Here is a 23,920-nt window from a genome sequence, read left to right as displayed (position 1 = left end):
ATGGTTATATATTATATTTAATTTTAACTATTCTTTTTAGTTTTACATTATGCCCATATTATGATAAGTTTAGTAAGAAATATAAACAATTAAAGGATAAGCTATGAAAAAATTTAAATTTAATAACAGCGAACTAAGTGATGAAAAAATTAAAATATGTGCTATTATCAACGTCACACCAGATTCTTTTTCTGATGGGGGCGAATATAACTCGGTAAATGAAGCCTTAAACAGGGCCAAAGAATTTTATAAGTATGGAATAAATTTCTTTGATATAGGTGGGGAATCTACCAGACCTCATAGCGATTTTGTAGAGATTAAAGAGGAGATAAATAGAATAGTACCTGTAATTAAAAAGATCAAGGAAGAGATACCAGATTCTATTATATCAGTAGATACTTGGAAATCAAAAGTTGCGAAAGCTGCTATAGAAGCTGGTGCAGATATTATAAACGATATCACTGGACTTTTAGGAGACCCTAATATGGCTTCTGTTATATCAAATTCAAATGTAGGCTATATTTTGATGTTTAATCCAACTATCATTAGACCAGAGCATAAGGATAGTAAAAAATTTCCTAAATTTAGCCCGGATACTTTAGGATATGAAGACTCTATGCCTTTTTCAGAAAGTGAGATAAGAGAGTATAGGGACAAGGATATTTTAGACTTATTAAATATATATTTAGATAAATCTCTAGAGATTGCAAAAAGTTATAATATTGGGAAAGATAGGATTATGCTAGATCCAGGTATTGGCTTTGGCTTAACTTATGATGAGAATTTAAAGTTATTAAAAAATATTGATCTTATAAAAAGTAGAGATTGCTTTACATTTTTGGGAGTATCTAGAAAGAGATTTTTAATGGATATTGTAGATAAGCTAGGCTTTGAAAGTGACATAAAAAAAGCAGAGGGCTTAAATAATAGTGATTTAGCCTCTGCAATATTAACAAGCTATGCTACTATAAATGATATAGATGTTATAAGAGTTCATTCACTCAAGGAACATTTAGTATCTAGTCAGATTATTACAAAAATAAAAAACGCTTAATTTTTATTTTTGCTATCTAAGTCTGATTTTAAATCTCTTATTTGATTATTATAAACTGGGTGATTTAAATATGGTTCTATTTCGTTAAGCGGGTCTAGGACAAAGCTTCTCTCTTTTATATAGGGATGGGGTATGATTAGGTCATTTTCAAAGATAACTAGGTCATCAAAAAATAATATATCTAGATCTATATTTCTTTCACCCCGGTGTCTTAGCCTAGTTCTTCCTAACTTTTCTTCTATATTATTTAGTTCATATAAAAGTTCATGAGGGCTTAGTACTGTTTCTATTTTAATTGCCATATTTAAAAAATCTGGTTGATCTACTACACCCCATGCAGCAGTTTCGTATAGGCTAGATTTTTTTAATATCTTCATATATTTATTTTCATTTATTAGATTTAAAGCATTGTTTAAGTTTTCTTCTCTATTTCCTATATTGGCTCCTAAGCCTATATATGAAATAGATTTTTTCCTAAATATTTCTACAGCTACTTCATCTATAGATTCTCTAACTGGAATATAAGGCTTGATTACCCTTACATATACTTCTTCTATATTTTTATAATTATCTAAAATGAAAATAGCTGTATCCTCAGCTGCTGCTTCTATTAAATCAAAACTTTTTCTAGAAAAATTCTCAGACACTTCTTTAGCTAAAGCTCCATAATCGATAGTTTTTTCCAGATCATCAGTAAGTCCAGCCCTTTGAGTTCTTGTACCGATCTTTAAATCTATCTTATATCTTTGTCCTAGATTTTTTTCGGATTCAAATACACCATGATAGGCAAAAACTTCTAGTCCCTTAATACTTATATAGTCAGTCATTGTATCTCCTAATAAACTAATTTTAGATTCATCTTTTCCCTACTCCACCTACAAGAATTTTGTGACCTACAATTAAAACAATCTCTGGATAGCTTATCTGCCTTATAAAAGATTTGGTTAAATAGGTCATCTTGATTTTTATTTCTGTGGTTTTTAATAGCATCTATTATTTTTTCTTTATCATCTTGTTTAAAGTCTGTGGACTCTAAAATTTTTCTAGCTATATCTACGGAAGCTATATGGTGGTCTTTTATATTTTCATATTCATAAACTCTTCCTAGATCGTGCAAGATAGCAGTAGAATATATTAAATCTTTATTTATACCTAAATTATTCTCTAAATTTAGGATATAGCAGATTCTTGCTACATCTAGGCTGTGACTTAGATCGTGAATACAGTATATTCTCTTATCTTCAAACTTATCTAACTTCTTATATAGATTTTGTGTTAGAGGGTGGTTTAAAATAATATTAGCATTTTTCATCTATCTTACTTAAGACCCATTAATAAATAAGCTTCATTTTTTAGTTCTTCATCTTCTAGATTGCCTCTAGCTACTGAAGTAATAGTAGCACTACCAGGTTTTTTAATACCTCTCATGTTCATACATAAGTGTTCAGCTTCAATAACTACCAAAGCACCCTTAGCATCCAAGTACTTCATTATATCTTCGCACACTTCTAAAGTAAGTCTTTCCTGAAGTTGTGGTTTTTTAGCATAGTGGTCAACTGTCCTAGCTATCTTAGATAGACCAGCTACTTTTCCGTCTGGAATATATGCAACATGTGCTTTTCCAAAAAAAGGAACTAGATGATGCTCACACATTGAATAAAAGGGAATATCTTTGACTACAACAGTATCTTCTCCATTATGGCTGAAAGTTTTTGATAAGATATCTTCTGCATTAGATCCAATACCAGAGAAGATTTCTTTATACATCCTAGCAACCCTTTCAGGAGTTTCTACTAGTCCTTCTCTACTAGGATCTTCTCCTATTGCTTCTAAAATCATTCTTACTGCTTCTTCTATTTTTTTCTCATTCATTTGCTTACCTCATTATTATAAAAAATACCCTGGCTTAGGGTATGACTTATTTAAACTTAATTTAAATTTTGCTAATTAGATTTATATAATATGGACCTAGTTGCTAAACCATAGGATGGACAGCTTGGCTTCCATAATATATTTAGATAACTGATTTTAAGACTTGCTATCTTACTATAAAAAATAGTCTAATATAGGCAAGGTTTTCTTCCTTCTATTTAGTATATTAAAAGGATATTTTTAGTCAAGTTATTGGATAAAATATAGCTTGTTTATACATTATATCTTTCTTATTTTAACAGTTAAAAGGGGCTGTTGCAAAATAGATAAATCGTTCCAAAATCATTCGAACTCCCTCTCAGAAAATGTCTCTGTCAGCCTACGAGCTAAATCTCAAATTTTCTGATAGGGCACCCCAATGATGGAACGATAGATATCTATTGATTTACAACAACCCCTATTTTAGTTCTAGTACATCTACAATTTTTTCTTTTAAGTTCTTGGTATCTTCATATGGATCTTTGCTATCCATAATAGCCCTAACTACAGAAACTCCCTTAGCCTTTGAGCCTTTTAGTATGTCTATATTGTCATAATTAAGGCCTCCTATAGCTACAGTTGGAATTTTTATATTGTCATTTATCTCTTTTAGGGTTCCTACACTTGTCCTAGTTGTTTTGACATGGGTTTTGGTTTCAAATATTGCTCCTACTCCTAGGTAATCAGCTCCTTTTTTTTCTTCAGCGATTGCCCAGTCTAGATTTTTGGCAGTTGAGCCTATTATTTTATTAGTGCCTAGTATCCTCCTAGCATCAGCTACATCCATATCTTCATTTCCTAAGTGTACTCCATCAAGATCTGCTGCAAGAGCTATATCAACTCTATCATCGACCAATAAGGGAACATTATAGGAGTGACAAAGATCTTTTAATTTGCGAGCAATTTTTATTACCTCACGGGCTGGGGCATCTTTTTCTCGCAATTGAACTAGGCTTACTCCTCCTTTAAGAGATTCTTCTATGACATGGAAAAATTCTTCGTTACTTAGCTTATCTCTATTTGTTACTAGATATAAGCTTAAATCAAAGTCTTTCATACATTATCCTTTCCTTCAACTTTTCTTTATTTATAAGGGATATTTCATCTAAAAGTGATATTTTAAAGCTAGCCATTCCCTTAGTTCTATCGGCTCTTTCTGCTGCTATATTCATTATGGAAATAGCAAGAGCAATTGCCTCCATGCTCATTTCAAATGATGTGCAAGCTGCTATTATAGCTCCTAGTATGCAACCTGTACCTGTAATTTTTTGCAAACATTGGTTACCATTTTTAAGAATCAAGCTTTGATCTTTGTAAGATATTATGTCTTCTTTGCCAGTTGCTACAACTATTGTGTTATACATAGTAGACAAATCTTGGCTTATTTTTAGAAGATCTTCTTTATTAATATAATGAGAATCCACACCCTTAGTTGTAAGCTTTTTGCTATAAATTGAATATATCTCACTATAATTACCCTTGATGACATTTATAGGATAGTGCTTTAGATAATATAAGCTAGAATCAAGTCTTATCTTTGTAGCCGATGCTCCTACAGGATCTAGAATTATTGGGACATTATTTTTCTTAGCTGATATTAAGGCCTCTTTTATTCCTAAAATCTTACTTTCATTTAGAGTTCCTAGATTTACTAAAAGTGCATCGGAATTTTCTGTTACTTCATAAACCTCTCTTATATATTCTGCCAAAAAAGGTGCTTGATTTAAGCTTAGAAGTACATTTGCTAAATCATTTGCTATAAGTGGACTTACTATAGAATGAATAGTATGAGTTTCACTTACTAATTTATCAAAAATATTGTCAAAATTAATCATTAAGACTCTCTTTCATTTGAGCTAAGCTACCGTTTTTTTCTAAAGCTTTTAGTAATATATAGGCTATACCAGACCCTATAATTGTAGCTATTATAAAACTTGGAGTAAATGTAAATAGGGCTACCTTGCTATCTCCCGCTATAAACTTCATTACAGGGAAACTTATTATGGATCCGATGATCCCAGTTCCTATTACCTCGCCAATACAAGCTGAGATAAAGGTATTATATTTTTTATATAAAAGTCCTGATAAAAAAGCACCGAATATAGCTCCTGTAAGGGCTAAAGGTGAAATACCCATGAGGCTCATTCTTATTATGCCAATCATAAAGGCACAGGCTAAGGAATAATAAGGACCTAATAAAACTGAGCAGATGACATTTATAAAATGCTGCATAGGTGCGAAACCATGAACTCTTAAAATAGGCGAAATAACAACTCCAATTGCAACAAGCATGGCAAGTAAGACAAATCTTTTTAGTCTTTTGGAATCTTGCATATAACTCTCCTTTTGTAGGAATAGCTAAAATTAGAATAAGAAATCCCTACGCTAGCATTATCTAGATCAGGTTTAAGACTAAAGGGTATAATCTCAGCCAATTTTAGCACCCCTCATGTAATTTCAGTTATAATGATAACATATAAGTATCATCATGTTAAATATAAAAAGACCATTACGCATAGGTAATGGTCTTTGATGGGTGAAATCTCTTTAAGATTTCTGAGTTAAACAGCGAAAGTCCATGACTTTCTTGTTTATTATAACCATTAACCTTTATTTTGTAAAGCTTAAGCTTGTGCGTCTTTACCTTATTTTGGGTAAAGTTAAAGAGAGAGTTTGAATTGAGGTAAGAATGAAAGTTTTAATAGCAATAGATTCGATAAAAAATTTTGAAAATTCAATAGAAATTGGCAACATATTTAAAGAAGAACTGGACTGTGACTCCTATGTAATTCCATTTTTAGATGGAGGAGAAGGGACAGTTGAGGCTATGAAAGGCCTTTTAGATGGTGACTATCATTACGTAAATGTACATAATCCTAAAAATGAAGTAATAACAGCACGATATGTAATGAAAGATGATGAAGCTATACTGGAAATGGCTGAGTCCTCAGGTTTGCGTTTAATCTATAAGGATGACTTAGATGTTATGCGCTCCTCATCCCTAGGTTTTGGAGAAATGTTAGTTGATGGTCTTGATGCAGGAGCTAAGTCATTTTTTATAGGCATTGGGGATACTGCTACTAATGACCTTGGCATGGGTATGCTCTATGCTTTGGGGGCTCGCTTTTATGATGAAAGTGGAAGTGAGCTTAATCCTATAGCAGAGAATATGGCTAAGGTTTCTACAGTTGACATTGATAATATAGATTATAGACTTTTTAGGACTCCTATAACGATTGCAACAAGCTCTGATACAACACTTTTTGGAGATAATTCTTTTTTGGAAAGTAGAGTTTATCGTAAAGGGGCAAGTATTGAAGATATAGCATTTTTGTATAAAGGATCCAAGAATTTTAAGCAAATCATAGAAAAGACTCTAGGCATAGATTCAATAGACTTACCATCTTTAGGATCTGGTGGAGGAGTGGCCTGGGCCTTGTATACATTTTTTAGAGTAAGGATTACTAGATCAATGGATGTGGTTTTAGAAAAACAAGACTTTAATAAGCTTGTAAAGGATTATGATTATTTGATACTAGGAGAAAATGTAGATCAATTTGACGGAGCAAGTTCTATAAATGTATCAAAATATGCCAAGGCTTATAATAAAGACATAAGTATAATCTTTTTAGAAGATAAGTATGGCAAAAAAATAGAAGCTAGGGATAACTTCAACTACATATATAGCTATGATATCTCAGATAAATTTGATAGAGAGGAACTAAAAGAAGCTATACGAGCTTTGGCTACAGAAATAAATAGCAATTTGAAAGATTATTAATATATGTAAAAATATCATAAAGATATTAAGTTTATTAAATAAAACATCATCTTTAAATTTTACTATTTATGATCTCACTTTTTTATTAGGTTATTTTAGCCACAAGAGTGCACTTTAGCAAAAAAAAGAAAGAAGTATAATTAAAGTATGAATAATTTTAAGAATTTAGGAGAAAGCAAGGTGACTAGAGCTTTACTGATAATAAATATAGCCGTATTTGCTATTATGACCTTCACAGGAGGAAGCGAGAGTACAGCCAATCTTATAAGATTTGGAGCTGTTCATAAGGGACTTATAGCAAATGGCCAATGGTGGAGACTATTTACTGCAAGCTTTATCCACATAGGTATTGCTCATATTTTATTTAATATGTATTTTTTGTATCAGCTAGGGCCAGTATTTGAAAGACTCTATGGAAGTATTAATTTTTTAATTATATATCTTCTAGCGGGTATCATGGGTAATCTTCTAACTTTTGCCTTTGGGACTCCTAATACCATAAGTGCTGGTGCATCTACATCCCTTTATGGGATGTTTGGTCTGGCTTTAGGTATAATGCTCAATTATAGAGGTGATGAGATTTTAAGGAGTTTTGGTGCTAGCTTTCTTACAGTTATAGCTATTAATATAGTCTATTCATTGCTAAGCCCAAGTGTAGGTATATTAGGTCATTTAGGTGGTCTTTTGGCAGGTGTAATTCTTTCTGGCATATTCCCAGTAGTAAATAGAAGTCTTTCTACAAGTACTCAAGCTATATCCATAGCAGCCTTTGTAGTTATTATGATTTTATTTGTAAGAATAGGTATGAAGTCAATGACTATGGGTGGATAGATGAAAAAAGTTTTATTAATTCTAGGACTAATAGTTAGCCTATCAGCCTGTGATTTTCAATCTAGAGAAGATTTTGAAAAGGAACTTTCTGCGAATAAACCTATAGAAAGTTCTGATATTAAAATGCCTACTGTTAAGTATATTTCAGCTGATAGTAATCAAAGTTTAGAAGTTAAATCGAATAGTTCTGATGATAAAGAAAATTCTAAAGAAAGATTAGACTTTATATCTATATATGGAAAAGGAAGAACAGGAAAAAATATGAACCTCAATGACTGCCTTGGAAATATAATAGATACGAACATTGGAGAAAGTCAAATAGGAATTTCCATAAAACCGTCTATTCAAGAATCTGGTGGGATTTCCTCTATACTATCCTATGATAAAGGTGATGGTATTACCGAAAGAGAGTATGGGCCAGTAGCTGGCTTTAATAATCTAACAACCATGGTTTCTTATGATAAGATTGAGTCTGAGTCAGGTTCTATGCTATTAGTCAGTCAGGTAACTGTAGATAATACGGAAACATATAGCGCTTATTATCTTTTTAATAGGTATATGAGCCTTATGGATTATCTATTATTTAGAAATTCCACTGATAATATAATTACAAGTGTAGAAAGACTTGGGGATATGATCGAAGTACCTAATTACAGTGAAAGTGGAAATATAAATGAAGCTATAAAACATAGAATTGAAACAGAAAGAGATTACTTACCGAGCCTTTTAGATGTTTATAAGGTTAAATCAAGACCTGTAACATCTTTAGTAGAAGGTAAAGAAGCTGATATCGGATATTTGCCTGACATTACAGATGAGAGCAGATTATTGCTTGTGAAGACTACTTCTAATCCTGATAATATGGGAATGAATATAGATATAGAAAAATAAAGGAGATAACTATGGAAAGAAATGATGTAGAAGAGAGATTAACCTGGGATACTAGCCTAATCTATAAACAAGATGAAGATTTTTATAAAGATATAGATGAAAGTAAAGATCTTGCAGAGCAATTGAGAAAATATAAGGGGAAAATTACAGAAAATGCTGACAGTCTCCTGGACTTCTTAAAAGATTATGAGAACTTAATGAGAAAACTTTATAAGGCTGGAGTTTACGCAAGTTTAAAAAGCGATGAGGATACAAGGGTTAGCAAATATCAAGAAATGACTCAAACTATATCTATAGTAGATTCAGAAATATCTCAAAAGTTATCTTTTATAACACCAGAAATTCTTGGGGAAGATTATGAGAAAATTAAATCACTATTAGAAGAAAAAGAAGAACTTAAAGTATATGATCACTATTTTGAAGATTTATTTAGAAGTAAAGACCATGTATTAAGTGAAGATCAAGAAAAGATAATAGCAAGCTTTTCTAAATTAAGGGAAAATCCTGTGACAACTTATATGATTTTCTCTAATGCAGATATGAAATTTCCATCTGTAGAGAAAGATGGGGAAGAGGTTTCTTTATCTGATGCAAACTTTACACTACTTGAAGAAGATAAGGATAGAGATTTTAGACGCAGAGTTTATGAAACTTATTATGGAGTATATAAGCAATTTGAAAATACAGCAGCTTCATTACTTGATGGAGAGATTACAAGCCACAATATAGTTTCTAAGATTAGAGGATATGACTCAGCACGTCAGATGAGCCTATCTGTTAATAATCTTGATGAAGAAATATATGATAACTTATTAGAAGTAGTACACGATAATATGGATATTCATAGAAACTACACAACATTGAGAAAAAATTTCTTAGGTGTTGATGATTTAGGATTCCATGATATCTATGTTCCACTTGTAAAAGATTATGATAGAAAGATAGAATTTGATGAAGCTCGCGATATAGTTCTAGAAGCAATAAAACCATTAGGTGAAGAATACGTAAAAGTTGCTCGAAAGGGATTTGAGCAAAGATGGTTTGATGTTATGCCAAATGAAGGAAAGAGAAGTGGTGCTTATTCATCAGGATCGTATGATACCCAACCATACATCTTACTTAACCATACAGATAGTATAGGTGATGTATTTACTATAGCTCATGAACTTGGACATTCTATGCATTCATATTATACAAGGAAGACTCAGCCATTTATTTACGGGTCATACTCTATATTTTTAGCAGAAATTGCATCTACAACAAATGAGTTATTATTGTTAGATTATATGTTGGAGAATAGTCAAAGTGAAGAAGAAACAGCATATCTATTAGATTACTTTGTAAATCAATTCAAATCTACAGTATTTAGACAAACATTATTTGCTGAATTTGAACACGAGGTAAATAAACTAGTAGCAAATGGAGAGCCAATCCCAGCAGCAAGACTTGATAAAATCTACGGTGACCTAAACCGTGATTATTTTGGCAAGGACATAGATGTTGACGAATATATCTCAACAGAATGGTCTAGAATACCACATTTTTATATGTTCTATTACGTATTCCAATATGCAACAGGCTTTATGTCAGCGGTAGCACTAAGCCAAAAAATCCTAAAAGGAACAGATGAAGATAGAAAAGCTTATTTAGATTATCTAAAAGCTGGAGAAAGTGAGTATCCAATAGATGTCCTTAAAAAAGCAGGTGTTGATATGACAAGTAAAGATGCTATGCAAAAGGCTATGGATGTAGCAAGAGAAGCTCTAAGAGATTTAAGAAAAGCGATAATGTAAGAAATAAGAGAGGCATTACTGAAATATATCAGCAATGCCTCTTTAAATTATTAGGACTTCATTTATCTGTAAATTAAACTGTTTTTTTAGTAAATTTTATTAAATTTACTCAACCAATACCGCCAAGTATAGCTCCTGCTATTAGAGCAATTATTGCCATAGCACAGTATAAGTATTTACCTAATGGTATAAACCAATTACCGATTGGTTTTTTACGTCCGAGGTTAACTTCAGCAAGAGCTGTTTTTTCATCAAGCACCCAGAAGAACATTACACCTGCTAGAAGAGCACCTAGTGGAGCTACGTAGATACTAACAGCATCCATCCATTCGCCAACTATACCTTGAATAAATATGGCTACTATGATACCTATAATATTTATAGTAGCAGCTGCTTTTGGTCTTTCAAAGTTGAATTCTTCTTGTAAATAAGCTACAGGAGCTTCATAAAGGTTAATGATAGATGATACACCAGCAAATAGCACAGCTATGTAGAATACCATCATAATTATCCTACCACCGGACATTTGGTTGAATACGTTTACAAGATATATAAACATAAGTCCAGGACCACCCTCACTTAGTTCTGCGCCACCAACTGCCATAGCTGGGATGATTACTAAAGCTGCAACTAGTGCTGAGATTGTATCAAATATAGCAACGTTTCTAGCTGAACTTGGAAGGTCTTCTGATTTTGGTAGGTAAGAGCCATATATGACTGAACCATTGCCGGCTATAGATAGGGAAAAGAATGCTTGACCAAAGGCAAATATCCAAAGTTTTGGATCTTTAAGCATATCAGGATTTACTGTAAATGTGTATTTAAATCCATTACTTGCGTTTGGTTGAAGTGCTACATATATGCCAAGTCCTACTAGTAATAAAAACAGTATTGGCATCATGAATTTGTTAGCTTTTTCTATACCATCTGCAACTCCCATAGACATTATAAATAAGGAAACGATTCCAGCAATTATAAGCCAAATGTTATTACCGAAAGATGTGGCAGTGGATTCAAATGTTCCAGCGATAGTACCCATGTCTCCACCAAAGCCTGATAGTGTGCCATTTATGGCAAGCCATGTATATTTAAAAATCCAACCCATAACACAAGTGTATCCTATAGCAAGTGCCATAGAACCTAAAACTGGAATGATACCTAATTTTCTTCCAGTTTCTTTATTTCCTTTTGTACCTGTACAATAACCAAAAGCTCCAACAGGTCCTGCTTGAGCTAGTCTTCCTAATGAGAATTCTTCGATTACCCCTGTAGATCCAATAAGGATAACAAATATAAAATATGGGATTAAGAAAGTCATACCGCCAAATAATGATACCATTACTGGGAATCTCCAAAGGTTTCCCATTCCTACTGCTGAACCTATACAAGCTAGTATAAAGCCCCACTTACTGGTGAATCCATCTCTTTGTTTTACTGTATTGTCAGTCATATTAAAACACCTCATTTATATATACTAATATCTCCCAGTTAAACTGGGAGTTATTAGCCATTTACTTATTATTTTTCTTCGTTTGGATATGGTTCAAGGAATGCGTGGAAGTGTCTCATTGGTAGTTCATGACCAGCTGTAATTCTCATGTTTGGAATAGATTCTCTATCTTCATATAGAGCTTTTACAGCAGCAATTACATAGTCTAAGTGTTCTTTTGAGTACATGCTACGGTTGATTGCAAATCTTACAACGTTTACTAATTCTTCTTGTTGTTCTGGAGTTTTTAGATCATATTCCATTGAATAGTCACCTAGTTCTGATACTCTTATACCGTATCTTCTGATAAGCTCTAAGCTGAAACCTTCTCCGGCAAATGTATCATGTCCTCTTTTGCCGTCAAAGAATTCGTCCATGTTGATGTAAACTCCGTGTCCACCAGCTGGAAGTACAACACCCTTAACTCCTGCATCGTAGAATCCTTTTGCTAGGTAGTTACATTGACCAACTCTTTCTTCAAGGTAGTTGAAATCACAGCATTGATATAGACCAACTGTTAATGCCATAATATCGTGACCACTCATACCACCGTATGAATCGTTACCGTATGATGAAATTTGTTTTACTTTAATTTTAATTCCTACATCGTTTGTTACATTACCATTTTCATCAAAGTCAGAGAATTTTCTCCAGAATGTTCCTTTATCTCTAAATGCTAATACACCACCCATGTTTGCGTGACCATCTTTTTTAAGAGATGCAGTAAATCCATCGCAGTATGAGAACATTTCTTTAGCTATTTCTGGGATTGATTTATCTTTGTATCCTTCTTCGTTCTCTTTAATAAAGTAGCAGTTTTCTGCCCATCTAGCAGCATCAAACATGAATGGAATGTCATATTCTTTTGCAACTTCAGCGGTTGCTTTGATAGATTTCATTGAAACAGCTTGTCCACAAACTGTATTATTTGTAATTGTTGTATAAATAAGTGGTACATTTTCTGGACCTACTTTTTCTATTAGTTCTCTAAGTTTGTCGATATCCATGTCACCTTTGAATGGGTTTACTTCGTATTCTCCACCTTCAGGAACTTCTAATAGTAAGTCTTTGTTATAAAGGTTTCTTGGAATAGATCCCATTTGTTTGATATTACCTTCTGTTGTATCAAAGTGACCATTAGAAGGAATTACAAATTGTTTATCAGGATATCTATCTGCTAAGATTTTTTTAACGATTTCAAATAATACTGATTCAGCGGCACGGCCTTGTGGCATTATGAAAGTATTTGGTCTTTCTAATTGAGCAGCTCCACCGTTGAATAAACCACCTTCGTATTCGCAAAGGTAAAGTTCGTCCATTAATTTATCAATATCTTTTTCACCAGATAAAATCATATCTACTGGTCTTTTTTGGTCATCTCCTCTTTCAAAACAATCTCTAAATGCTTCTAGAAGTACGTAGTAACCATTATTTCTTCCGTAGGATTCATCACCCATGAACATTGCAGCCCATTGTCTATCATTCATTGCTGTAGTACCAGAGTCTGATAACATATCTACTGTAAGCATACCAGCTGGGAAAGCAAATTCGTTGTAGTGGGTTCTTTTTAATGCTTCTTCACGTTGTTCGATAGTAACATTTTGAATATCTCTTTTTACAAATGAGAAAGATTTTGGTGTAGGTACGTTTAATTTGTATTCTTTAGTCATAATTTAATCTCCTTTTATCTTAATTCCATTATTTGTTCGATTTCGTCTTTGTTAATTCCAACCATGGCTTCACCTAGGTTTTTAGATACTTCTAATAAAACTTTTGGATCATCATAGTTTGCTACTGCTTTTACTATTGCTTTAGCTCTTTTTTCTGGATCACCAGATTTAAAGATACCACTACCAACAAAAACACCTTCAGCTCCAAGCTGTCTCATTAAAGCTGCATCTGCTGGAGTTGCGACCCCTCCTGCTGAGAAGTTAAGTACTGGAAGTTTTTTGTGTTCTTTAACATATTTTAAAAGTTCATAGTCAACTTCAAGTTCTTTAGCTTTTGTGTATAACTGATCGTCTCTTAAAGCAGCAACTTCAGCCATTTGTGTAGTAATAGTTCTTAAATGTCTTACAGCTTGAACCACATCACCTGTACCAGCTTCTCCTTTTGTTCTAATCATTGCTGCACCCTCTTTGATCCTTCTGAGTGCTTCAGATAAATTTCTTGCTCCACAGACAAACGGAGTCTTGAAAACCTTTTTATCAATATGATTAAAATCATCTGCTGGTGTTAATACTTCTGATTCATCTATGTAATCAATGCCAAGAGCTTCTAAAATTTGTGCTTCTACAAAATGTCCGATTCTAACTTTAGCCATTACCGGAATTGATACAGAATCTTTAATTTTTAATATCATCTCTGGATCACTCATTCTGGACACGCCTCCTGCTGCTCTAATGTCAGCTGGTACTCTTTCTAGAGCCATAACTGCTACAGCGCCAGCATCTTCTGCTATTTTAGCTTGTTCGACGTTTATTACATCCATTATAACGCCTGATTTTAAGTTATTATTGATTGATTCAAATGCCATTTCTACCTCCTAGCTTAATTCTAAATCAAGTATAATATAATTAAAAGTGACAAAATAAAAATAAAAAAAGGATACAGCTAAATGAGTAGTAGTTTTATTTACGAAAAAGTTTACATAGATATTAAAGAAAAAATATTAAATGGAACATACAAGGAAAATCATAAACTTCCATCTATAAGAAATCTTTCTACTAGTGCTGGAATCTCAAAAAATTCAGTAATTCATGCTTATGAACTTTTAGAAATAGAAGGACTCATTTATTCTGATTATAGGAATGGTTATTTTGTTAGTAGAATAGATCCTCTAAATAAGAGTATCAAAAATATGGATTCTCATGAGAAAGATATACATGAAGCTTTACCATTAAAATATGATTTTTCATTTAGTGGTGTAGGTAATAAATATTTTGACTATAAGAATTTGGGTCTGTCTTTTAAAAATACCATAAATTCTAAAGATATGGATATTATAAGTCAGGATGATCCTAAAGGCAGTTATAATTTAAGATATTCGATAAAAAAACATCTTAGTGCTGCTAGAAATATACATATAGATGAAGATCAAATAATAATTGCTCCTGGATCTTATGAGCTACTAATGATAGTTAGATTAATTTTCCCAAATAAAGTATTTGGATTTGAGAATCCTAGCTATCAATACACTTCCAATTCTATTTTTATTAATATAGATAATCTCCCAATGGATATAAGTACTAATGGAGTTATTGTTAGAAATATAGATAGAAGAATAGATTTACCAGTTGTTACTCCAGCAAGACAATTTCCTCTTACATACTTTATGGATTATCATACAAGGGTATCATTGCTTAATTGGGCCAATGAAAAAGATAGTAGATACATAATAGAAAATGATTATGATGCAGAATTTAAATACAAACTAGATAAAATTTATCCGTTAATGGCTATGGATATAAATGATAAGGTTATATACTTTGGTAATTTTTCTAGAACTATAAGTCCTGCTGTAAGGATTAGTTATATGGTTTTACCTAAACATATAGTTAGAGAGCATGATGATAAGCTCCAGATTTTAAGATGCTCTGTATCTAATTTTGTTCAAGAAGCTGTTTCTTACTTTATTGATAGAGGATATTTTGAAAAACAGGTTAATAGAATGAGAGTTCTTTATTCTAGAAAGTATGATTTTATTATGGAAAAGCTTAAAGACTCAAATTATATAAAAATATTATCAACTAATCCTGGTATATCCTTTGTTATAGAAACTATACCAGTTGATAATACAATATTAATAAAAAATTTAAGAGAAAAGGGAGTTAAAATCAAGCCTATAAATGGCTATACTTATGATAAAAAAGGATATGAAAATAAGTTTTTGATTGGATTTGCTAAGCTTGATTTTAAACAGATAGATAAGGGATTAGATATTATCATTCAAGAGGTTAAAAAACTATCATGATTAAATTTATTTTGTAATAATTAGATTAGTTGTTATTTGCTGGGTTGATTGGTTGAGTTATTTTTATATAATCAACCAATACCTCCAAAAGCAATACCCAAGATTAAGGCTAAGATACTAAGTAAACAGTAAACGTATTTACCTAGTTTATAAAATAAGGAATTTATAGGCTTGGTGCGTCCTTTATTTATTTCATATAGAGCCGAATCTTTATCTAGCATCCAGAAAAACATTATTCCAGCTAGTAGGGCACCTAATGGGGCTATTACAATTGAAACAAAGTCCATCCAAGCTCCTACTATGCCTTGCACTAGGATAGCCATTATTATTCCCGTTATATTTATTAAAGCTGCAGCATTAAATCTTTTAAATCTAAATTTTTCTTCTAAATAAGCAACAGGTGATTCGTAAAGATTTATAATCGAACTTATACCAGCAAATAAAACTGCTATATAGAATAAAATCATAATTATCCTACCACCGTGCATTTGATTAAATACATTGACTAAATAAATAAACATTAGTCCAGGGCCGCCTTCGCTTAAGTTAGCATTCCCCACAGCCATGGCTGGAATTATAACTAAACTTGCTAACATAGCTGCTAAAGTATCAAAGAATGCTACATTACGGGCAGCTGAGGGTATATCTTCTTCGCTTGGCAAATATGATCCATAGATTACAGATCCGTTTCCTGCTATAGAAAGCGAGAAGAATGCTTGACCAAAAGCAAAAACCCAAAGTTTTAAGTCTGAGATTTTATTAGGATCAATAGTAAAAATATACTGATAGCCGTTTATGGCATTGGGTTGATGATAAATATAAATTCCAAGTCCCAAGAGTAAGAAAAATAATATGGGCATTAAAATTTTATTAATCCTTTCTATACCATTGGCTATACCTAAGGACATAATCATTAAGGAAATGACTCCTGCAACTATAATCCATTTATTATTGCTAAAGCTTGACGCAGTTTGATTAAAAGTATTTACTATAAGATCCATATTAGTACCCATAGAGTTAAGTTTACCGTCAATAGCCATAAAAGTATATTTAAATATCCAACCCATAACACAGGTATATCCTATAGCTAAGGCTAAAGATCCTAAAACGGGTATGATACCTAATCTTTCTCCAAGCTTTGCCTTACCCTTTCTTCCGCTTGCATATCTAAAAGCACCAACTGGCCCCGATCTGGTTAGTCTTCCTAAAGTATATTCCTCAATAACTCCAGTTGATGCTATTAAAATGACAAATAAAATGTATGGGATAAAGAAACTCATACCTCCCCAAAGAGAAATCATAACAGGAAATCTCCAAATATTTCCCATACCTACGGCTGATCCAATAGAGGCTAGAGTAAATCCCCATTTACTTTTAAACTCATCTCTTGTATTTATTTGATTATCTTTTACGTTACTTTCACCCATAATTATTCCTATATTCTTGTTAAAGGTATTATATCAGATTAGAGAATAAGAATAAAATATTAAAATTATAGAAGAATATGTTTAGAGACAAAATCATCGGGTAAATAATGGAACGTAAAGATGTTACTTTGTAATGTACGTACATATAATGAATGAGAATGTAAAATGGAAAATAAGTAGTATTTGAAAGGAAACATCGTGAAAAATTTAAAAAAAACAGTTGGTAAGGCAAATTTAGTTATTGCATCTCTAGCCTTAGGCATTGGCATGGTATTACCTACTCATCAAGCATATGCTGATGGAGAACACAGCACTAAAGAATGTGTAGCAGGAGTTGCTGGTGAAGGTACAGCTGGTGGACTTGGCGGAGCTTATACTGGATTTAAAATTGGTGGAGCAACAGGACATCCTGGTGTGGGTTCAGTTATAGGTGGAGTTATTGGAACAATTGGCGGAGCAAGCAAGGGTGCTGCAGATCACTGTTTTTAATAATTAGTTAAGATAAGATTTACATAGGATGACAATTAATTATGAAAGGAGCTGTCTAATGTTAAGACAGTTCTTTTTTATATGACTATTTATTTAAGGGATAGATGAAATAAGAGTTTAGGAGATTTATATGATTAATTTTGCTCATAGAGGTTTTAAGGGAAGATACCCTGAAAACACGTTACTTGCTTTCAAAAAAGCGATTGAAGTTGGTGCTGATGGAATAGAATTTGATGTTCATTTTTCAAAAGATGGTGAACTTGTAATAATACATGATGAAACTCTTGAAAGGACTACAGATGGACAGGGTCTTGTAAAAGAGAAGACTTTAAAAGAATTAAAGAATTTAAATGCATCTAAATTATACCCAGAAATTAAACAACAAGAAATTTTAACTTTAAGAGAGTACTTTGATTTTGCTAAAGACCTTGACATTATGACAAATATAGAACTAAAAACGTCTATTATAACTTATGAAGGAATAGAAAATGAAGTTTATAAACTAATAAAAGAATATAATTTAGGAGAAAAAATTATAGTTTCTTCTTTTAACCATAATTCTTTAGTGCGATTTAAAGAGCTAGATTCTAATATAAAATGTGGTGTTCTTGAATCATCTAGACTCTATAAGCCTCGGGAGTACGTGAAAAATCTAGGGATGGAGTATTATCATCCTCTCAATTTTACTATAAACAAAGAATTAGCTGAAAAATTTGCTGAGAATAATATAGGTATAAATATTTGGTTTGGTAAATCTGATTACGATTACAGTGAGTATTTACCTTGTAATCCTACTGGACTTATAACGGATTATCCTGATAGAGTTAAAAAATAATTTTACAATAACCTTACAATTTATATAAGAAATTTTTACATAATTTGTCTATACTTGTAAAGAAATATAGAAAACTGGAGGAATTATGTTTAAAAAAATTGCTAGTAGACTAATGTTAGTCTTAATGTTTATTACGCTCACATCATGTGCAGGACGTGATAGTGATACATCGAGTACACCAAAGGAGAGTACTTCTACAAGTAATAATGAGGATGCATCTAAGGATGAAAAATCTACTGCGGATAAAGGTGATAGAACCACTATTGTATTTTGGCATTCTATGGGTGGAAATTTAAATGATGCTATAGATCATCTTGTAGATGAGTACAATAAATCTCAAGATAAATATTTTGTAAAGGCAGAATTTCAAGGTGAATATGATGATGCTCTAACAAAATTAAGATCATCTGCTTCAGGCAAGGATGTTGGAGCTGATCTAGTCCAAGTTTTTGATCTAGGTACAAGATATATGATCGATTCTGGTCTTATAAAGCCAATTCAAGATTTCGTAGATGAGGATGATTATGATCTATCCCAATTGGAAGATAATCTACTTGCTTATTACACAGTAGATGGGAAATTAAATTCAATGCCATTTAACTCTTCTACACCACTTCTATATTACAATAAAGATATGTTCGATAAAGCAGGAGTTAAGCCACCAAAATCATTAGAAGAAATGAAAGAAGTTGGACAAAAATTAAAAGATTCTGGTGTAACAGATATGCCAATATCCATGAGTATTTATGGTTGGTGGGTTGAACAGTTTATGAGCAAACAAGGTCTTGACTTATTTGATAATGAAAATGGTAGAAAAGCTAACCCAACAAAAACAGTATTTAACGATAATGGCGGAGTCACAAATGTACTTAAAGCTTGGAAAGAGTTAGAAGATGATGGTATTGCACCAAATGTTGGTAAGCAAGGAGGTGTACCAGAGTTTAATTCTGGAACAAGTGCTATGACTTTTGCATCAACTGCATCACTAGCACAAATTCTATCAGAAGTTGGAGATAGATTTGAAGTAGGAACTGCTTATTTCCCAGGCGTTGATGCTAGCGATAATCACGGTGTATCAATTGGTGGTGCATCTTTATACGCTCTTGATTCGGGAGATAAGGAAAAAATGGAAGGTACTTGGGATTTTATTAAATTCCTAGTAAATGTAGATTCTCAAACATATTGGAATGCGAATACAGGTTATTTCCCAGTAAATAAAGGCGTATTAGATACAGATAAGTTTAAAGAATTAATAAAAGAATCTCCACAATTTGAAACAGCTATAGATCAATTGCACGACTCAACACCAGATGATCAAGGAGCTCTTTCAACAGTATTCCAAGAATCTCGTCAGGTTATGGAAAAATATATAGAAGAAATGCTAAATGGAAATGTGAGTCCAGAAGATGCAAGTAAAAATATGGCAAAAGAAATGGATGATGCTCTTGAATCTTATAATAAGGTTAACAAGTAATGAAAGAATATAACAATAAAGCCTACTTATATATGCTACCAGCATTGGCTCTATTAATAATATTTGTATTTTATCCTTTTGTACAGACTATAATCCGTAGTCTGTACACTACGGATAATATGGGTGCTAATACACTCTTTGTTGGATTAAAAAATTATTCTAATCTTTTATCATCAGCGTCTTTTTGGAATAGCATAAAAGTAACTTTTATATATGTATTAATAGTTGTAATAATTGGAGTATTACTTGGATTTGCTACGGCCTTATTATGTAGAGTTAATTTTCCGGGTATTAGAATATTTTCAGCAGCTTATTCTCTTCCTATTGCTATAGCTTCATCAGGTATGGCTCTTGTGTTTAAAGTTATGCTTAATCAATCAGTTGGTATTTTAAATGTAATTTTAAATACACACATTAACTGGATTGGAGATCCTAAATGGGCTTTAGTGAGTGTTGGTATTCTTACAGCTTGGTTAAACTCGGGTATGAACTTCTTATACTTTTCATCAGGACTTGCCAGTATAGATGATAGTTTATATGAGGCGGCATCTATAGACGGTGCAAATTCTTGGAATCAATTTATACACGTAACCTTACCATCAGTAAAACCTATTATGTTTTTTGTTGTAGTAACAAATATTATAAATGCATTCCAATCTTTTGGACAGATTAAACTTCTTACCCAAGGAGGTCCTGGAGAAGCAACCAATGTCATAGTACATGATATTTATAAAAATGCCTTTATGAACTATAGATATGGTTATGCTTCAGCAGAATCTGTAGTTTTATTTTTTATAGTAATGATTCTTACTATTATAGCCTTTAGATCAAATGGAGATAAGAATGCAAGTAAGTAGTAATAGAAATCAAACTAGAATGTTAAATGCAAAAATAACCAAGAAAGAAAGTGTGGACGGCTCTAGAGTTTTCAGGCTTATTTTAAACATTATAGTAGTAATTTTAGTTCTATTTCCAATAATATATGCTTTTGTAATGAGCGTAAAACCTAGTCATGAATTGTATGATAAGACATTTTTTACTGCAAACCCAACTTTGCAAAATTATAAAGATGTTTTTAAGATAGCGCCTATTGAAGGGTATATAATAAACTCTTTAATAGTTTCAATAATTATTACGGTATTCCAAATGATAACTGCAATACTCGCAGCTTTTGCTCTACATTTTCTAAATTTTAGAAAAAAAGGTTTGCTTTTTGCTGTTATAATGGCAACCACTATGATACCAGGTGAAACAACTATAATTTCTAATTTTCTGATGATTTCGGGTTGGGGTTTTACAGATTCATTCTTTGGTTTAGTTGCTCCATATCTAACAAGTGCTATGGGAATATTTTTATTTAGACAAGCCTTTCAATCTTTTCCAATGGAAATATATGAAGCAAGTAAAATGGATGGTGCAAGTGATTTGGGTTTTATATTTAAAATACTAATTCCTTTATCAAAACCCACTATTGGAGCTTTGGCGGTCCAATCATTTTTGGGAGCTTGGAATATGTATATGTGGCCACTACTAATTACAGGATCTGATAGATATAGGACGGTTCAAATAGGTATATCTATGTTAAATTCAGCGGATTCTCAGTCTATGCTTTTAATGATAGCTGGGGTAGTAGTTTGTATGATACCGTCACTAATAATTTTCATGTTCGCACAAAAAAATATGGTAAAAGGATTAACGACAGGAGCGGTAAAGGGTTAAAATATGGCAAGAGTAAGATTAGATCATGTATCAAAAGTTTATGAAAATGGATTTGAGGGAGCAAAAGATATAAATCTTGATATAAAAGATAAGGAATTTGTTGTCTTGGTTGGACCATCTGGTTGCGGAAAATCGACAACGCTTAGAATGATTGCAGGTCTTGAGTCTATCAGCTCAGGTGACTTCTATATAGATGATACAAAAATGAACAATGTATCACCAAAAGATAGAGATATAGCAATGGTATTTCAATCATATGCACTATATCCACATATGACGATAAGGGAAAATATGGGCTTTGCACTAAAAATGCAAAAAATTGATAAAAATACCGTTAATCAAAAAGTAGAAGCAATAGCTGAAACATTGCAACTTAAAGATTTATTAGATAGAAAGCCAGCTCAATTATCTGGTGGACAAAGGCAAAGAGTTGCATTAGGTCGAGCTATGGTAAGAAATCCTAAAGTGTTTTTGTTGGATGAGCCATTATCAAATCTAGATGCAAAATTAAGAGTTGAAATGAGAACTGAAATAGTTAGACTCCACAACAAACTAGACACAACTTTCATTTATGTAACCCATGATCAAGTAGAAGCAATGACAATGGGTGATAGGATAGCTGTACTCAACAAAGGTGAATTAGTACAGTTCGATACACCCTTAAACCTATACTATCGTCCCAAAAATAGGTTTATAGCAGAATTTATAGGTTCACCAAAAATGAATATAGTAAAGACTACACTTAATAGAGACGGATCAAGCTTTTATGTAAACTTATTTGGTAAGGAAATTCCACTTCCGGCTTTCAAGGCAAAAGACTTACTAAATTATAAAGGTGACGGTAATAAGATTCTAATAGGTATTAGATCAGAAGAATTTAATTATAATGAAAACTCGGAAATAAAAGTTAAATTTGATAATGTAGAATATATGGGATCAGATACTTATGCTTATATGATTACTAGCGATGATACAGTTATAGCTATGAGATTTAATTACTCTAGCCCAATAGTATCAAATAAAGAAATTCCAATTAATATTAATATGGAAAATACATATCTATTCGATGTTTTAACGGAGGAGTGTATATCTTTTCCAGAAAAAACTCCTGATCCACAGAATATAAAAATATTGAATCAAGACTTAAATAAAAGATACGACTTAAAAGATAAGGCTAATAGAGCAGTAGATAAAAAAGAAATGTTGGAAACTGGGACTGTTGCAGAATGAATAAATCGTCCCAAAATCATTAGAAGAATTTCTACGGAAAATTTACATTTATAAGCCGGCAGGCTATGTAAAAAATTCCTAAGAGAACTTTCTAATGATGAGACGATAATTATCCATAGTTTTGCAAGATGATATCCAAAATAAAAAGCATATTTAACTATCCTACTTGGAATATATAAAGATTAATATTAGGCATAGTTAAATGTGCTTTTGTTATTTATAAATATATTTGGAAATAGAATCACAAAAGATAAAAATCATAACATAAAATAAAACTTGACATTTAAATAAAAAGCTAGTAACATAAATATCACCACTTAGAAAGACTGTTTAAAAAATAATTTATAAAATATTTGACAATAGCTTCTGAATGGTGTATACTATAAAAGTACTGCGTTTGCTGAGACAACGAATTTCAGTGAAAAAATTAAAATATTGCAAAAAATATTTGACAAGAGATTTTAAACGTGGTATCATATATTTTGTCGTTGAGAGGCGACAACAATGAACCAGATAAGCAATAGCTTATCTATAATTAAATAGTAATTAAACTTAAAGCAATTAATTTGAGTAACCTTAAATAATGATTCCAATCTATTTGTATATAGATTAGGATAAATATAAATCACGCATTGATTGAAAAAAAATCAGTGTAAATGAAGAGCTTGAATCAAAAAAGCTTTTATGAATAAAAAAAGAAAACTACGTTAAGTAGAGAAAATATTTTTCATGAGAGTTTGATCCTGGCTCAGGATTAACGCTGGCGGCGTGCATAACACATGCAAGTCGAACGATGAAACTTTAATGAACCCTTCGGGGAGAATTAAAGCGGATTAGTGGCGAACGGGTGAGTAACGCGTGAGTAACCTGCCTTACACAAGGGGATAGCCTTTGGAAACGAAGAATAATACCCTATAAAACCATAAAGGCACATGCAATTATGGTCAAAGTATTAGCGGTGTAAGATGGACTTGCGTCTGATTAGCTAGTTGGTGAGATAAAAGCCCACCAAGGCAACGATCA

Annotated in this window: 22 protein-coding genes, 1 rRNA gene and 1 riboswitch; of the genes, 13 read left to right on the top strand and 10 right to left on the bottom strand. The window is 32.1% G+C overall.

The window, feature by feature from the left end:
• The first annotated feature begins 103 nt into the window (after window positions 1-103).
• Window positions 104-1,054, top strand: coding sequence for a dihydropteroate synthase (locus J2Z39_RS05690; RefSeq protein WP_209814213.1), 951 nt, complete (start codon window positions 104-106; stop codon window positions 1,052-1,054).
• Here the strand turns inward: J2Z39_RS05690 and folK are convergent.
• The 6 genes from folK to thiW form a co-directional block, all read right to left on the bottom strand.
• A complete protein-coding gene (gene folK, locus J2Z39_RS05685; RefSeq protein ID WP_209814212.1) occupies window positions 1,051-1,881 on the bottom strand; it encodes a 2-amino-4-hydroxy-6-hydroxymethyldihydropteridine diphosphokinase in 831 nt (276 codons plus the stop codon). The genes J2Z39_RS05690 and folK overlap by 4 nt on opposite strands.
• 8 nt (window positions 1,882-1,889) lie before the next feature.
• Window positions 1,890-2,366, bottom strand: a complete 477-nt coding sequence (locus J2Z39_RS05680; RefSeq protein ID WP_209814211.1) for an HD domain-containing protein — start codon at window positions 2,364-2,366, stop codon at window positions 1,890-1,892.
• A gap of 5 nt (window positions 2,367-2,371) precedes the next feature.
• Window positions 2,372-2,926, bottom strand: coding sequence for a GTP cyclohydrolase I FolE (gene folE, locus J2Z39_RS05675; protein ID WP_209814210.1), 555 nt, complete (start codon window positions 2,924-2,926; stop codon window positions 2,372-2,374).
• A gap of 457 nt (window positions 2,927-3,383) precedes the next feature.
• Window positions 3,384-4,022 carry a thiamine phosphate synthase gene (thiE, locus tag J2Z39_RS05670; protein WP_209814208.1) on the bottom strand — a complete coding sequence of 213 codons (639 nt, stop codon included), beginning with the start codon at window positions 4,020-4,022 and terminating at the stop codon, window positions 3,384-3,386.
• The gene (gene thiM / locus J2Z39_RS05665) at window positions 4,009-4,800 is read right to left on the bottom strand and encodes a hydroxyethylthiazole kinase (RefSeq protein WP_209814206.1); all 792 of its coding nucleotides are present in this window, start codon (window positions 4,798-4,800) and stop codon (window positions 4,009-4,011) included. The genes thiE and thiM overlap by 14 nt, the downstream gene beginning before the upstream one ends.
• Window positions 4,793-5,299 carry an energy coupling factor transporter S component ThiW gene (gene thiW / locus J2Z39_RS05660; RefSeq protein ID WP_117521979.1) on the bottom strand — a complete coding sequence of 169 codons (507 nt, stop codon included), beginning with the start codon at window positions 5,297-5,299 and terminating at the stop codon, window positions 4,793-4,795. Before thiW ends, thiM begins: the two co-directional genes overlap by 8 nt.
• Before the next feature lie 26 nt (window positions 5,300-5,325).
• A riboswitch (TPP riboswitch) is annotated at window positions 5,326-5,423 on the bottom strand.
• Window positions 5,424-5,654: 231 nt separating this feature from the next.
• Here thiW and J2Z39_RS05655 point away from each other — a divergent pair.
• From J2Z39_RS05655 to pepF, 4 genes are all read left to right on the top strand, one after another.
• On the top strand, window positions 5,655-6,746 hold the full coding sequence (locus tag J2Z39_RS05655) for a glycerate kinase family protein (RefSeq protein WP_209814205.1): 1,092 nt from the start codon (window positions 5,655-5,657) through the stop codon (window positions 6,744-6,746).
• 147 nt (window positions 6,747-6,893) lie between these two features.
• Window positions 6,894-7,577 carry a rhomboid family intramembrane serine protease gene (locus tag J2Z39_RS05650; RefSeq protein ID WP_117521981.1) on the top strand — a complete coding sequence of 228 codons (684 nt, stop codon included), beginning with the start codon at window positions 6,894-6,896 and terminating at the stop codon, window positions 7,575-7,577.
• Entirely contained in the window at window positions 7,578-8,468 is an 891-nt protein-coding gene (locus tag J2Z39_RS05645) for a hypothetical protein (RefSeq protein ID WP_209814203.1), read from the top strand.
• An 11-nt stretch (window positions 8,469-8,479) separates the two neighbouring features.
• The gene (gene pepF, locus J2Z39_RS05640) at window positions 8,480-10,261 is read left to right on the top strand and encodes an oligoendopeptidase F (RefSeq protein WP_209814201.1); all 1,782 of its coding nucleotides are present in this window, start codon (window positions 8,480-8,482) and stop codon (window positions 10,259-10,261) included.
• Window positions 10,262-10,370: 109 nt separating this feature from the next.
• On the opposite strand, the gene J2Z39_RS05635 is transcribed toward pepF, so the two are convergent.
• The 3 genes from J2Z39_RS05635 to pdxS form a co-directional block, all read right to left on the bottom strand.
• Window positions 10,371-11,711 carry a sodium-dependent transporter gene (locus tag J2Z39_RS05635; protein WP_209814199.1) on the bottom strand — a complete coding sequence of 447 codons (1,341 nt, stop codon included), beginning with the start codon at window positions 11,709-11,711 and terminating at the stop codon, window positions 10,371-10,373.
• A gap of 68 nt (window positions 11,712-11,779) precedes the next feature.
• Entirely contained in the window at window positions 11,780-13,420 is a 1,641-nt protein-coding gene (locus J2Z39_RS05630) for a tryptophanase (protein WP_209814197.1), read from the bottom strand.
• Window positions 13,421-13,434: 14 nt separating this feature from the next.
• Window positions 13,435-14,286 carry a pyridoxal 5'-phosphate synthase lyase subunit PdxS gene (gene pdxS, locus J2Z39_RS05625; RefSeq protein ID WP_209814195.1) on the bottom strand — a complete coding sequence of 284 codons (852 nt, stop codon included), beginning with the start codon at window positions 14,284-14,286 and terminating at the stop codon, window positions 13,435-13,437.
• 81 nt (window positions 14,287-14,367) lie between these two features.
• On the opposite strand from pdxS, the gene pdxR reads away from it, so the two are divergent.
• Window positions 14,368-15,723 (top strand): MocR-like pyridoxine biosynthesis transcription factor PdxR, encoded by a 1,356-nt coding sequence (gene pdxR / locus J2Z39_RS05620; RefSeq protein WP_209814194.1) that lies wholly within the window; start codon window positions 14,368-14,370, stop codon window positions 15,721-15,723.
• A 71-nt stretch (window positions 15,724-15,794) separates the two neighbouring features.
• On the opposite strand, the gene J2Z39_RS05615 is transcribed toward pdxR, so the two are convergent.
• Window positions 15,795-17,150, bottom strand: a complete 1,356-nt coding sequence (locus J2Z39_RS05615; RefSeq protein ID WP_209814192.1) for a sodium-dependent transporter — start codon at window positions 17,148-17,150, stop codon at window positions 15,795-15,797.
• A 198-nt stretch (window positions 17,151-17,348) separates the two neighbouring features.
• Between J2Z39_RS05615 and J2Z39_RS05610 the strand changes: the two genes are divergently transcribed.
• The 7 genes from J2Z39_RS05610 to J2Z39_RS05580 all read left to right on the top strand — a co-directional run.
• Window positions 17,349-17,639 (top strand): hypothetical protein, encoded by a 291-nt coding sequence (locus J2Z39_RS05610; RefSeq protein WP_117521988.1) that lies wholly within the window; start codon window positions 17,349-17,351, stop codon window positions 17,637-17,639.
• A 130-nt stretch (window positions 17,640-17,769) separates the two neighbouring features.
• Window positions 17,770-18,474, top strand: coding sequence for a glycerophosphodiester phosphodiesterase (locus tag J2Z39_RS05605; protein WP_209814189.1), 705 nt, complete (start codon window positions 17,770-17,772; stop codon window positions 18,472-18,474).
• An 85-nt stretch (window positions 18,475-18,559) separates the two neighbouring features.
• The gene (locus J2Z39_RS05600) at window positions 18,560-19,948 is read left to right on the top strand and encodes an ABC transporter substrate-binding protein (RefSeq protein WP_209814187.1); all 1,389 of its coding nucleotides are present in this window, start codon (window positions 18,560-18,562) and stop codon (window positions 19,946-19,948) included.
• On the top strand, window positions 19,948-20,805 hold the full coding sequence (locus tag J2Z39_RS05595; protein ID WP_209814185.1) for a carbohydrate ABC transporter permease: 858 nt from the start codon (window positions 19,948-19,950) through the stop codon (window positions 20,803-20,805). The genes J2Z39_RS05600 and J2Z39_RS05595 overlap by 1 nt, the downstream gene beginning before the upstream one ends.
• The gene (locus tag J2Z39_RS05590; RefSeq protein WP_209814182.1) at window positions 20,792-21,667 is read left to right on the top strand and encodes a carbohydrate ABC transporter permease; all 876 of its coding nucleotides are present in this window, start codon (window positions 20,792-20,794) and stop codon (window positions 21,665-21,667) included. The genes J2Z39_RS05595 and J2Z39_RS05590 overlap by 14 nt, the downstream gene beginning before the upstream one ends.
• A gap of 3 nt (window positions 21,668-21,670) precedes the next feature.
• Window positions 21,671-22,897 carry an ABC transporter ATP-binding protein gene (locus J2Z39_RS05585; protein WP_209814180.1) on the top strand — a complete coding sequence of 409 codons (1,227 nt, stop codon included), beginning with the start codon at window positions 21,671-21,673 and terminating at the stop codon, window positions 22,895-22,897.
• A gap of 725 nt (window positions 22,898-23,622) precedes the next feature.
• Window positions 23,623-23,920 (top strand): 16S ribosomal RNA (locus tag J2Z39_RS05580); the annotation flags it as partial.

Origin of the sequence: Anaerococcus nagyae (genome assembly GCF_017874535.1) — a bacterium.
Taxonomy (GTDB): Bacteria; Bacillota; Clostridia; order Tissierellales; family Peptoniphilaceae; genus Anaerococcus; species Anaerococcus nagyae.
The sequence above is the reverse complement of the archived record's forward strand: the minus strand, read 5'-3'. Positions and strand labels throughout refer to the sequence as shown.